Source organism: Gardnerella sp. DNF01180P (assembly GCF_049244205.1).
Lineage (GTDB): Bacteria > Actinomycetota > Actinomycetes > Actinomycetales > Bifidobacteriaceae > Bifidobacterium > Bifidobacterium swidsinskii.
Genome location: NZ_CP058386.1, coordinates 335,521 through 348,885, shown reverse-complemented (window position 1 = coordinate 348,885; position 13,365 = coordinate 335,521). Strand labels below are relative to the sequence as shown.

Annotated in this window: 12 protein-coding genes; 1 reads left to right on the top strand and 11 read right to left on the bottom strand. The window is 41.4% G+C overall.

What is annotated here, in order from left to right:
* Positions 1 to 5 precede the first annotated feature (5 nt).
* Positions 6 to 1,367 (top strand): PucR family transcriptional regulator, encoded by a 1,362-nt coding sequence (locus tag HXT40_RS01430; protein WP_004109186.1) that lies wholly within the window; start codon positions 6 to 8, stop codon positions 1,365 to 1,367.
* A gap of 192 nt (positions 1,368 to 1,559) precedes the next feature.
* Here HXT40_RS01430 and HXT40_RS01425 read toward each other — a convergent pair whose 3' ends face one another.
* From HXT40_RS01425 to HXT40_RS01375, 11 genes are all read right to left on the bottom strand, one after another.
* A complete protein-coding gene (locus HXT40_RS01425) occupies positions 1,560 to 2,021 on the bottom strand; it encodes a Panacea domain-containing protein (RefSeq protein WP_421777268.1) in 462 nt (153 codons plus the stop codon).
* Between the two features lie 116 nt (positions 2,022 to 2,137).
* Complete coding sequence (locus HXT40_RS01420) at positions 2,138 to 3,028, bottom strand: Abi family protein (protein WP_102704457.1); 891 nt, start codon at positions 3,026 to 3,028, stop codon at positions 2,138 to 2,140.
* A 625-nt stretch (positions 3,029 to 3,653) separates the two neighbouring features.
* Positions 3,654 to 4,223 carry a peptidase gene (locus HXT40_RS01415; protein WP_421777267.1) on the bottom strand — a complete coding sequence of 190 codons (570 nt, stop codon included), beginning with the start codon at positions 4,221 to 4,223 and terminating at the stop codon, positions 3,654 to 3,656.
* Between the two features lie 601 nt (positions 4,224 to 4,824).
* Positions 4,825 to 5,520, bottom strand: coding sequence for a 50S ribosomal protein L1 (gene rplA, locus HXT40_RS01410; protein WP_004106273.1), 696 nt, complete (start codon positions 5,518 to 5,520; stop codon positions 4,825 to 4,827).
* A 13-nt stretch (positions 5,521 to 5,533) separates the two neighbouring features.
* Positions 5,534 to 5,965: a 50S ribosomal protein L11 gene (gene rplK / locus HXT40_RS01405; RefSeq protein ID WP_004118588.1), complete on the bottom strand. Its 432-nt coding sequence runs from the start codon at positions 5,963 to 5,965 to the stop codon at positions 5,534 to 5,536.
* A 415-nt stretch (positions 5,966 to 6,380) separates the two neighbouring features.
* Positions 6,381 to 6,509, bottom strand: a complete 129-nt coding sequence (locus tag HXT40_RS01400; RefSeq protein ID WP_004109178.1) for a hypothetical protein — start codon at positions 6,507 to 6,509, stop codon at positions 6,381 to 6,383.
* Between the two features lie 182 nt (positions 6,510 to 6,691).
* A complete protein-coding gene (locus HXT40_RS01395) occupies positions 6,692 to 7,153 on the bottom strand; it encodes a Panacea domain-containing protein (protein WP_116994980.1) in 462 nt (153 codons plus the stop codon).
* Positions 7,154 to 7,247: 94 nt separating this feature from the next.
* Positions 7,248 to 8,267: an ORF6N domain-containing protein gene (locus HXT40_RS01390; protein WP_012914476.1), complete on the bottom strand. Its 1,020-nt coding sequence runs from the start codon at positions 8,265 to 8,267 to the stop codon at positions 7,248 to 7,250.
* A 346-nt stretch (positions 8,268 to 8,613) separates the two neighbouring features.
* The gene (locus HXT40_RS01385; protein ID WP_033888488.1) at positions 8,614 to 9,981 is read right to left on the bottom strand and encodes an ATP-binding protein; all 1,368 of its coding nucleotides are present in this window, start codon (positions 9,979 to 9,981) and stop codon (positions 8,614 to 8,616) included.
* A 186-nt stretch (positions 9,982 to 10,167) separates the two neighbouring features.
* Complete coding sequence (locus HXT40_RS01380; RefSeq protein ID WP_421777266.1) at positions 10,168 to 11,187, bottom strand: class C sortase; 1,020 nt, start codon at positions 11,185 to 11,187, stop codon at positions 10,168 to 10,170.
* A gap of 152 nt (positions 11,188 to 11,339) precedes the next feature.
* Complete coding sequence (locus HXT40_RS01375; RefSeq protein ID WP_421777265.1) at positions 11,340 to 13,178, bottom strand: SpaH/EbpB family LPXTG-anchored major pilin; 1,839 nt, start codon at positions 13,176 to 13,178, stop codon at positions 11,340 to 11,342.
* Positions 13,179 to 13,365 lie beyond the last annotated feature (187 nt).

Below are 13,365 nucleotides of genomic sequence, written 5' to 3'. Positions count from 1 at the left end.
ATAAGATGGACGAGAAGAATACACCTCAGTTTGCGCAAGATAGCAGCGCTGCTTCTTCTGTTATGTCCGAAGAAAATTATGAAGATAAACTTGCAGGAAACAGCTTACTTAGTAACGATTTTCTTTCGATACTAGCAAGCGTACAGGCAGCAGAAAAGCACGCGGAGGATTCTAATATTGCCAATTCTCTTGAAAATCAACAGTTAAACAAAACGCAAGTAAACGCTGTATCAAATGATCAAGAAAGCTCTTCTACAGCAAAGCAATCTAAAGCAGAGCAAGAAAACGAAGAAAAGCACAAACACCACTTGTGGCATCGTCTTTCATCAAATCAAAGTCGTTCGAGTCATTCAAGTCAATCTTCTGAAAATACTAAAGGTAATAATTCACCGAGTTTTACTCCATTGCCCAGCGCGCAAAAATCAACTAGCTCGGAACCGCTTAGAATTTTCGACAATCGTGATGGCCAAGTTTTTGACGCGGCGATGCGCTTGCAATTACACTCGATTATTGCCACGTGTTTAATGAATGGTATTGCAGACGCTCGTATTGACGCTTTCATGCATTTACTTCAATGGTCAGATTCGCCAAAAGTTATTGTTATTGCAGGAACTTTCGGCACTGCAATTAAGCCAGATGACGGACCAAATCGCAAGCCAGCACCAGATATTCCACCTGATAACACTGACACTTTGCGTCGAAATATTTGGCCACAGCTTGGTAGTTGCAATGCGTATGATGCAATAGTTGAGCGCACACAAAGTAGTGCTTTGCAGCGCATTACGGGAGCTTGGCAAAAAACGCAAGCACTGATATCAGCATCTACGAAAAATTCTTCTACTTTTGCAGCGCCTTCTCATATTATTCTGCTTGCTGTGCGCGAAAATCCTAGCGATCAGGCTTTAGAGAAGCTGTGCAAAGTTTTTGAGAATTCTCATAAGACGATTTGTGTTAGCAGCATGGTTGAAGGCGTTGAGCAGATTTCTTCCGCTCTTACTGCTACTCTTGCCGCGATTGCTGTTGCTCCAGCAGTAAAGCATTTGCCGCAAATCATTCACACAGATGATTTGCTTCCAGAACGAGCGCTTATTGGCGATGCCACAGCTTTTGATACTCTTTACAACAAGGTGTATCAAAGTTTGGCTCCTTACAATCATGACGATCCGACTCTGGAAACTATTGACATGTTCTTACGCTTTGGTGGAGCTCTTGACCAAACAGCACACGAACTTAATGTGCATCCAAATACTGTTCGTTACCGTTTACGTAAAGTTGCGCAAACTACAGGATGGGATGCTACGGATCCGCGCGCCGCTTATGTGCTGCAAACAGCTATAACAATTGGCAGAATTCGTGATTCGCACTAAGACGAAGTGCACGACAATAAAGACGCGCGGCCTAAACTACTCGCGCGCGTGATGTTTAGACCGGATTTTCTTGCGTAGGCGACCTAAACTACTCACGCACGTGCTGTTTTGGTCGCTTAGACAACGCATAAGTAGAAGTGTATTACATATCGAAAATGCAGCTCTTACTGCACATCTCCTACTACGCAGCGCTTACCGCAAAAAATTATGAGTTGAATAGTAATCTTTCAAAGAATCTTTAGTAATTTTTTGAACGCATATTGCCGAACTATTAGTAGCATCATAAGCATTCTTCCATGGATCCTCACGATGTGTCATAGCACTCAAATCACTACCAGAACACTCAGCAAACTTTTTGCACACTTTTTCCACAAGAAGCTTTTGGCCATCTGTTAAAGAATCATCATTCAACTTATCAGTGCTAGGAAGCACAAGCTCCCCTTTACGAATCAAAAACTTACCGCGATGCAATGCGAATAATTCTGGGCAAACAGGACCATTTCTCCATGCCTGAAAATCCTCGTTAAATAATGGATATCCAGTAGTAGCCAAAGAATACGCTTGCGAATAGTAAGCTAACTTCTGACGCTTCATAGTAGTAATAGTTCCAGCAATATCAAGGATGTACGATGCCACATTAAAGATTGTTGTCATACGCACCTCCAGCAAAAATACCACTAACTAATTCAGATGTAATCAGAAAAAAATCGGGCGACGCATAAATGCATCGCCCGCAAAACTTTCGTTTTCAAATCGTATTTAATAAATTACTATGATGGCTGTACATTATGTACAATCTCTTTACAAAAAATATACATCTGCTGCAATGACGTAGACGACTTGTACAAATCCTTATTCCTAACCATCCTACCGTCAAACAATTCCTTGATTTCCTGTAAACAATGATTCTTTAAATCCTCACTCTTTATAACATCATCCACCGCAATAAGCAGCGAAATAAAATCTTGCACGCATTTATTTTTCAACCTGTCTTGAATAGTTCTCTTTTTCACACCTGCCAACAACTTAACAACTCGAGAAACTAAATAATTATTGTAAAACCCAGCTTTATTTGTTAAATCATGAATAACACAATTGCTATGAGCTGCAGCATTCCGTATATTTCTTATATTGTCCAGCAATGTACAATTAAATCCATCATATTCATACTTTGCACAGTAATACTTATAAAAATTAACGAATTCTCCAAATGGAATCACTTCTAGAAAAACATATATAGGATAATTAGGGTGATTATACTTACCCAATAGGGTTTTCACATACGCAGTAGATCGTCTATTATCAAGCTCTGTTATAATACGAGGATATTTTGCAATATATTCACTTACTATATTGAATTCATCAATATTTTTTTCTTGTATATCTTTTAATATATTGACTTTTAAAGAATGTTCCACGCTAAGACTTGCACTAATAATCCAACGTCGTAAATACATATCAATAGTAGATAAATCTTTTAGAGCCATAAAATCAAGACCCACATATTTACCATTATGCTTATGAAAATTTGCCTTATAGGCAGTAACTTTAACATAATAATTATGCTCATTCAAAAATGAAACAGCATCCTCAACTGTACATTCTTGAAAAGCAACACCCTTACTTTTTAGTTTATCTATAAGTTGCTCTGTCTTTAACATAAAACACCCCCATCCACAACCAAAATAGCCCAACACAAATTTAACAAAACTATTTATTTTTTATTTAATGATTCAAGTATAAAAAAGAACATGAGAAGCAGGAAGAGTAAATATGCTTGTTGGAGGATGGTTAATTATATAAGTAGATAGATGTGTAGATTAGTGAGCAGATGAGTAAGCAAGTGAACCGCTAGACAAGTTGGTCACTAAAAGCGCAGGCGACATAAACTACTCACAGCTGAGTCGTTTTGGTCGCATCGCAACAACAACATCTAGCAATAGTACAGTCAGCAAGCAGACACATACGAAGAAAGGGCTTGGAGCCTGATGCCCCTAGTAGCACCAAACCCAAGCCCTTTAACAAAACCGACTCGTTTCCCTAACAAACAAGCCAGCCAAACACTCAACAGTCACGCCCCCGAAAACCAGCGCACAACACTACCGTGAAGAAAGAGATTTGGCAAAACAGTAGAATCATGCAAAAGCCCGAAAGCAAACCCGCCACAAAACACTAAACAGCATTCGCAGCACGTTGAGTGAAAGATTTAACAAGTGAGCGCACCATACTCACGTACAGCACGCTCACAAATCATTAAACAATCAACACACTTAATGTGCTAAAAGCTTAGTGACGGATCTTGCGAAGAGCAGCACCCATGCCAGCAAGCACGGAAGCAGCAACAGCAGCCAAAGCTACAGCAGCACCGGTCTTAGCCAATGGAGCAGCAGCCTTCTTACCAGCAGCCTTCTTACCAGCCTTCTTATCATCCTTCTTGTCGTTAGCCTTGTCATCAACCTTCTGACCATGACGCTTGAGGTAGTCAGCGACAGCCTTGCACTCGAGAGAATCTTCACCGTAAAGCTTCACACACTTCTTGTAATCCGTGTCCATATTGCCAAATGGAGTATGCTCATACTTATCTTTCTCGTCAGCCGCAACCTTAGCAGCCTTCTCAGCATTCAAACGATCAGCAAGAGCACCAGGGTCCTCAGTCTCATAGAGCCAATTATCATCCTTCTCATCCTGAGCAGCAGGCTTATTCTCTGCAGGCTTATTCTCTGCAGGCTTATTCGCTGCAGGAGGGTTCTGTGCACCAGCACCTGGTTCTTCTGCCATTGCTGGGGCGGCGAAAGCCAAGCCGGAAACGAGGGTGGCGCCAGCAGCGAGTGCGGCGATAGCCTTCTTATTCAACATAATATTTTCCTTTCTTCTTCTCCTTCACGCCAAACGCGCGAAGAAAAAATTAACATTCACAACTTAAGTTTTGTGAATAACTACCAGCGCAGAATATCCAGCCGGAAGCTGTTATTAACATACCCCCCCCCCGTTCGAAAAAGTCAAGAGCAGACGCACAACTCATTAACAGAAAACATTTATATTTTTACGGAAATATTTCAGTCAAACTATTTTTAAAAGTAAAAAATACAGTATTACGCATTATTTTTCGTAAAAATGTCAATTTCAAGGTTTTTAAAGATTTTTCTCAGAAAACTCTCAGAAAACTCCTGAATACTCCCCCAACCAGCCGCAAAACCGTTGCAATATAGCCACTCTTGCGCGACACGCCGCGCACGACCACGCGCCCTCAACCTCTCCAGTCACCTATTCATTACCAACACAGTTTGCGTACTGCACCAGCAACGCTAATCGCAATTACTCGTTACTAACGCAGAAACGCAGTAACAAAAAACGCTGAAAACATGACTCAAAAGAGCACATTTTCAGCGTTTATAAGTTTTAAACTTAATTTACTACGTACCAGCCATGCTTTCGCATAAGCTACGCAAGCAATAAATCAGGCAGCAATGCTGGCGATATCAACTGGAACACCAGGAGCCATCGTAGAAGTCACAGTTACCTTAGTAATGTAACGACCCTTGATGGTGCTTGGCTTCAAGCGGCGGATTTCGTCTGCGACAGCCTTGAAGTTCTCTTCAAGAGCCTTAGCATCGAAGGAGAGCTTGCCGAAGAGGAAGGACAGGTTGCCCTGGCGATCCACGCGGAACTCAATCTTACCGCCCTTAATGTCAGCAACAGCCTTGGCTACATCCATAGTCACGGTGCCAGTCTTTGGGTTTGGCATCAAGCTACGAGGACCGAGAACACGACCCAAGCGGCCAACCTTACCCATCATGTCTGGGGTTGCAACAACTGCATCGAAGTCAAGGAAGCCACCGGCAACCTTTTCGATCAATTCGTCATCACCAACGATGTCGGCGCCAGCTTCCTGAGCCTCAGTAGCCTTTGGGCCACGAGCAAACACCAAAACCTTAGCGGTTTTACCGGTGCCGTTTGGCAAGTTCACAACGCCACGAACCAACTGATCAGCCTTGCGAGGATCCACATTAAGGCGCATAACAGCCTCAACGGACTCGTCGAAAGCGTGCTTTGGCATGCTCTGCAACAAAGCAATTGCTTCAGCTGGGGTGTACAGGTTATTGCGGTCGATCTTCTCAGCCGCTTCACGATACTTCTTAGAACGCTTAGCCATTCTACACTCCCTTTCAGTCGGTAACGGTAATACCCATCGAGCGAGCGGTGCCCGCGATGATCTTCATACCGGCCTCGACGTCACGTGCGGAGAGGTCAGGCATCTTAATTTCGGCGATTTCGCGCACCTGAGCCTTGGTCACAGAACCAACCTTGTGAGTCAATGGATTCTCGGTGCCCTTCTGAATGCCAGCAGCCTTAAGCAACAAAGCAGCGGCTGGTGGGGTCTTCAAAATGAAGGTGAAGGAACGATCTTCATAAACGGTGATCTCTACTGGGACAATCTGCCCCATCTTGTCCTTCGTCTGGTCGTTATAGGCCTTGCAGAAGTCCATGATGTTCACGCCGTGGGAGCCTAATGCTGGACCCAGTGGTGGGGCTGGATTTGCCTTACCAGCCTGAATCTCGAGCTTAATAAGCGCGGAGACTTTCTTTTTCGGAGCCATAATATGGTTCTTCTTTCTTGTACAAGCGGTTCAAACGGTTGTTGCAAACGCTGATATAGTCGCTTCTTACAGAAGTAAAGCACTTACGAAACGTTGCTATAAAGCTGTTTTGCAGCTTCCTCCCGCATCTTGTATTGCTGTGCTGTGCTAGCGGATTCCTCCTCCAGTCACAAGCCTTCCTATTATGCCACATCTTCGCGACACGCTGCATTACGAAATCTGCAACTATTTTTACGCAGCTACTTTTGCGCAACTATCTTTGCGCAGCTATCTCAGTAGACAATTCGTTAAGTATAGCGTTTCTAGTCCACGCACTCACAGTCATTTTTCTGCGCTTTGCATCGGCTTCGATTAAATGCCAAACGGTATCACTTAACCTAACAGTACGCGGTTTCAACGGCTGAGTTTCATCTTCCTAAGCTCTTCCAGCAAACTCTGTAATAGTGGCACCAGGAAAATTATCTTCTGCCTCCTCAGCCCACTTATCAACAATATCGTCAGTAATAACGAACCCATTTTCCGCAGTATACGTATTCTTACTCATCTCGCATCCCTTATCTCTTGTAAAAATCCCTTTGTAAGACGATTCGCATGAATTATAAGTATTGCGTTGTTTTCAAGCTACCATATCATGCTTTACTTCTATGCTCTTAATACAAACTCCACAAATCTCGAGCAACGCTATAACTAACTCAGAGCAAATAAGAGAACAAGAGAATATCACATTTACTTAAGCAAATTATGAACTGAATAGTACTCTTTCAAAGAATCCTTAGTAATTTTTTGAACGCATATTGCCGAACTATTAGTAGCATCATAAGCATTCTTCCATGGATCCTCACGATGTGTCATAGCACTCAAATCACTACCAGAACACTCAGCAAACTTTTTGCACACTTTTTCCACAAGAAGCTTTTGACCATCTGTTAAAGAATCATCATTCAACTTATCAGTGCTAGGAAGCACAAACTCCCCTTTACGAATCAAAAACTTACCGCGATGCAATGCGAATAATTCTGGGCAAACAGGACCATTTCTCCATGCCTGAAAATCCTCGTTAAATAATGGATATCCAGTAGTAGCCAAAGAATACGCTTGCGAATAGTAAGCTAACTTCTGACGCTTCATAGTAGTAATAGTTCCAGCAATATCAAGGATGTACGATGCCACGTTAAAGATTGTTGTCATACGCACCTCCCTTTGCGCAACTACATTTGCGCAACAGCAAAAGTTGGAAGTCTACTTCCAAGTTGAGCGCAAAACACTAGAACATTATAAAATGTTAAAACTCTAACTCAGGATTCTTTAACAACTCATCAAACATCGCATGATACAAGCGCAAATTCAAAGACTCTATTCGCGTAATAGTCGAAATTTTGCCGCCAGCATCTTTCGACGAAGCGCCACAAACGTAAACAGCCTCATCATCCGTTCCATAATCTATAACCACATACCTATCGTGATACTTTCTGCCAGCAGTCTTAAACTTCAAATCAACACCAGGACAATCGCTTACAAAATCACCCAACATGCTTTCCGTAAGCATATTCTTGCTCCTAGCGTTATCACTAAAAACTACGATTTCAACCCCTTCACCAGCAAACCGTAATAGTTCCAATGTTTTAAGACCAATATAATTATCAACAACGTAAATGCTTTTCTTAGCTGATTTATATATTTTGCAATACGCAAGATCCGCTTCTATTTTATTGCCGTCCATAAGAAGAAAATGTTTATACGAATCTGGATTAATAAAATTATCCATTACCTTATTAAAATCTTCCTTCGTTGCCATTTGAGATTTTATTTCCGCTATATCATTAGTATTCTGATTCGTTTGAATCGCAAGCTTAGCTAATTCCTTCGCGCCAATAAAATCCTTATTTTCAACAATATAATCCTTCATTTGCTTAAAGGTTCTAATAAGCGCTTTCGACTGAATTATGGCAAGTTCGCCTCTTAACACAGTCATGAGCATATAAATACCTTGCTCCGTAAAAGCATATGGAAGCTTTCTGCGACCACCCCAACTTGATGTAGAATTTTTCGACATCAAGTTTTTGAACTCATCAGCAGTTAGCTGAAACATAAAGTCATCATCAAACTTTTCTATGTTATTTTTTACCTGCTCGTTGAATCTTGCCGTAGTATACCCATATATTTCAGCAAGCTCAAAATCAAGCATGACTTTTTGATTACGAATGTTGTAGATTTTCTCTTTTATTGTTTCAGCGTCTATTATCATTCCAACAGACGCGTTTTTAGAGTCAGCGATAATTAGATTTTTATTCCCCTCTACCATAAGATCACTCCTAAAAAATGTGCGTAAAACCTAGCGCTGTACAACAAAAACTACATTTCTAACACAAAACCCATGAATCGCAAGCAATCAGGGTTATTCCCAAAAATCAATCACAAGCCATAAAACATCTAACAACTAGCAAAACTAGCATGCATCAGCGCATAAATATAATTCTATAAGATTCCACAAATAAAAAGCAACAAAAAAATCGGTTTTAATACAAACGCACAGCACATTTATGTAGTGCGCTTGTACCTGATTTACGGCATGTCATGCCAAATCAGCCAAACGGCTAAGCCGTGAGGAATAAGTGCACTACATAGCAGCGCGAAGGCAGGTCGGAACGCTACACCAATCCACACATATAAAGTGGTAATATTACGAGATTCAAATCTTTTCTAACGCTAAGCTGTTTAGGAGCAAATACATAACTAGTTCCAATTCTTTTTGAAAACTTGTTCTTAAATTTATCAAGAGAAACTGTTTTAAACACATTCCCAGATTTAACTTCAATAGGAGATATACGCATTTTGCCAGCAGAATCCTGAAAAGCTTTAGAAATCAAAAAATCTATTTCCATAGTATTTTCCGAATTTTCTTTGTCTCTATTTGAATAGAAGAATAGGCGATGTCCAGATGCTATTAGCTGTTGCGCAACAACGTTTTCAACTAGCATTCCTTCATTAATTGAGATTTTTCCAAATAAAATTTCTTTATACAGATCATTAGACGCAATACTACTATCTGAAAGTATCATAGAAGTCAACAAACCGGTATCAGCCATATAACATTTTACTAACGCATCATCTGCATTAAGATTCAATCCCACATTTGGATCTGTAGATTTGTAGCAATTATTTGTAATACTCGCATCCGAAAGCCAAAAAAACGCATCCTTATAGTCACGCATACGAGCATTCTTACCTAAGGAAGTAATCCTATATCTTTTTTCATGTCTGGAAAGCTGTGCTGGTATTCCATCAAACACAGACATAACTTTCATTTCATAACCTTTTGCAAACTTTGCAGCATCCTGCCTATAGAGCGAAAGAATACGACGCTTAACCCTATCTACTCGAGCAAAATCTCTCGAATCAACATATTCATTTACAGACTGCGGCATGCCACCAACTAGCATATATTCTCTAAAAAGTCGCATCGCTTTTTTATGTAAAACATCTGGCAAAGGATTTAACTCATCAAATGAATCTTTAATAACTTTCGATAGATTTTCTTCTCCAAAAGCCCACAAAAATTCTTCAAAATCAAGAGGATACATGCGTTCTTCTTGTTCTTCAGATGGAATCAATATTGTTTCAACATTGTGTTTAATAGACAATAACGAGCCAGTCTCTATATAGTCGTATCTGCCATCTGCAACTAGTTGTTTTACAAATTCTCTAGCCTGTGGGAAAAATTGCACTTCGTCAAAAACCATTACCGATTCACGGTTATAAAGTTTCACACCATATAGTGCAGATATGTATGTAAAGAAAGTGCTTAAATCTGAACGATAATCTTCAAATAGCCGAAGCGCATCTTTTGATGCTTGCGAAAAATCAATAAGAATATAAGACTTGTATTCGTTTCTTGCAAACTCTTCAACTATAGTACTTTTCCCAACTCTTCGAGCACCTGTTACTAAAAGCGCTGTTGAACCGCGATCAGCATTCTTCCAATCGAGCATTTTTTGATAAAATTTTCGCCTTAACATATAACACCACTCTTAATTACCACAAAACCGTTGAAAATACTATTGTTTTATAGTATATATTTCACGAAAATCAATGTCAATTTATGCTAAATTTTCACGAAATCAGGGGTAAATATATGCCGAATTTTCACGAAAATCAAGGTGTTATTTCTCTAAATCTTCGCGACACGCTGCATTACAGCAATTCTAAGCAGTTATATGTTTGGCATGAGCAAGTGAAGCAGCACGGCGGTGGCGCTTGCGAACCGCGGCAATAATCATCGTCGTAAGAATCACAGCGCAACCAATAAGCGCGAGCACAAACATCGTCATCCAAAGCGGCCACTGCAACTTATCGCCCGGCGCGGAAACAGGATCCGGCAGCACGCGATAGCCTGTCACCAGCAATCTCTGCGTATTAACACCATACGGCGTACACGTAAGCAGCGTCGCCAGATCACGCCCATTCTCGCGTTGAAGCAACCTAATATCATGCGGATCGACCACGCTAATGCGGAATACCCTGTAACGCAGCGTCTCCCCCTGCACGTCAAAGTAGAAGAAATCACCCTTCTTCAACTCCACTAAATCATCAAACATGGTCGCATTTGGCAAACCCGTATGCGCCGTCACAACAGCGTGACGCGTTTTACCCCCAACCGGCAAATCTGTGCCATACAAGTGTCCAGCGCCATACGCCAAAACCTCCTGCGAACTACCGTGGTAAATCGGCAGCTTAACGCCAATCTTCGGGATTTTCACAATACCCATAATCCCCATCGGCTCATCCAGCTGCTTCGCATACTCCTTATACTCCGGCGTCTTCATATAATCCGTCGTGCCATCGTACGGATCAGCCGTAATAATCGACTTGTGGCGCGCATTATAACGACGAGCCGCGTTCAAAATCTTCTCTCTAGCGCTCGCAGTCTGCTTACGACTCAGCCGATCATAAGCTACAGAAATCTCCTTCGACACCTTGTTATTCCACAACGTTGACGCAATCGGGTACGTGAAGCACAGAATCGCTGCAAGCGCGAGAACGATTGGCTCTAAAATACGGCGGAGTTTGGATTTGGGTTTTTTAGCGGGTTTTGTTACAGTTGCGGAGGCTGCGGTTTGCGTTGCTGTGGAGGCTGGTGTTGTTTCGGTTGCAGAAGCGACGGGTTTTGCTTTGAGTTGCTTGAAGAAAGCATATACTTTAACAACAGCGTCGTTTAATTTCATGCTTCTTCCTTGTAACGTTTATACACGTAAATTTTGTTTCAAATTACGCGTGAAAACACACGTTTTTAGAGCAAGTGAGTCTAGGATTTAGTTCAGTAAACCCTAGACTCACACTTTGCTATTAGACTACAAGACCAGCTTTAGAAAGCGGATCAAGCGTTCTGCTGCTGTTCCTCTTCTTTGCGATTGCGCATGTAGAGGAACACGCTTGCTGCAATCAAGCCCATGCCAGCAAGCGCAAACAGAATCACGCCAGCAGCACCAGTTGCAGGAAGATTGAACCAGAACTTGTTACCGCCTTTTTCACCATGCAATGGAATGTTAGGGAATTTCAAAGTATCAGGATTATCGTTGGTAGTTGTATCCTTAACAGTTATTTCCTTAACCACAGGAGACAAAGCAAATCCTTCAGGAGCCTTAACCTCAACAACGTACAGCGTTGAACCAGCTTCAGCCTTGTAAGGATTAGAGAATTTACCGCCTTCAACAGTAGTTTCATCAAATGCAGAAGCGGCCTTGCAAGGACTATCTTTCGCATCTACTGCTGTATTTTCCTTAAGAGACTTGGTGCACAAATCTGCTTTACCTTTGTCGGTAAATATCTTGAATTCAGCACCAGAAAGCTTTTTACTCTCATCTTCAGAATTGTACTTATCAACCTGCAAATAACCAAACTTGACTGTAGGCTTACTGCCATCAACATTAGGAATTATAGGATTCGGTGCAGTAGTACCCTCATCATGAGCTGGGAAGAAGCCAGACTTATTAGTAATAGTCTTATCTGTAGTAGAATCCTTGAAGGCTTTACTTATGTCAAACGCAAGCTCAACCTCAACTTGAGGAGCCTCAGATCCAGCAGCAACGTTATTCAACTTAGAAGCAATTTTCTTCAAACCTGCTTCAGTGAACTTCACAAGAATGCGAGTGTGACCAGCAGCAAGACCTTTAGTATCTCCAGCTGTAGCAATCTCAGCATTATCAGAATTAGCCTTTGCAGTAACGGTGTAGTCGTTGTTCTCACCCTTAGTAAGGGTAGAATCACTACCTGTACCGAACTTTACAGACTGCACAGCAGCATCAAGTCCCTTATTAGGTTCTGTAAACGCTGAGGTTGGAGCATCATCGAACACAGCGTAATCCTTGAGATTCTTCTCAGTCAAATCCTTGTCAATCTTAGTCTTGTTCACCTTTGCGGTAATTGTGTAGTAAATTTTATCTTTTACACCAGCAAAAATGTGAGATTTATCAACATTCTTCTTAATTGCAGAAGAAAGATCAATATTCTTTGGCTTAACTACAGGATTATACTCATACACAGTTGTGGTCTTGCCATTATCAGTCTTCTGTTCAATCAAAGGCAAAGTCATGTAGAAACTACTGAAATCGTAAGCACCATAACCATCAGGAACCTTCTCAACAATCTTATACAAACCAACAGAAAGATTATTAAGTGTAGACTTACCATCCTTGTCTGTAGCAGTCATATTGTGCACATCAGTTCCAGTTCCAAGAGTTACAACTCCAGCTTCTTCCGGATGAGCATTTAACTTAGAAACAATACCAGCAATCTTCTGCCAAGAATCATACTGAGCAAGATTCAAAGTAACATCATTAGTTCCTTCCTTAATGGATGCAACTTTAGTTACAGTGAAACTAACATCTTTAAGAGATTCAAAACCAGCAGGGCAAGATGTATCTTGCGTTTTGCCTGTCTCATTAGATGCGGACGCATTAGCAGTACTAGACGAAGCAACGGTAGTAGTAGTTGTAGAGACATCCTTTTTCCTGCACTTAACAATAGTTAAACTACCGGTTGTCGGAGCTTTACTCTCCCATGGAGCCTTAGAACCCTTATTAACAGAAGGTTGTGAAACACCAGGCTTATTAGCCCACGCAACTCCAGCCACAGTTACAGCGCCAGCGACGCACAGCGTGCCAGCCATCGCAAGCGACGCAACCGCCGCCACGAATTTATTAGTGAACTTTTTCATGTTCACTCCTTTCGTATGCCGTTTTACGGCAAGTAGAGAATTAGTTTGCATTGATAATGCTCTTGACGAGTAGAGTTTTAAAATTTTTGGCATTTACCTTGTGTTATCACGCTCCCGAATCCCGAAAGACTGCGCAATAAAACAATACGCAATAAAACAATGCGCGAAACAGGAAGGCTTGATGCGC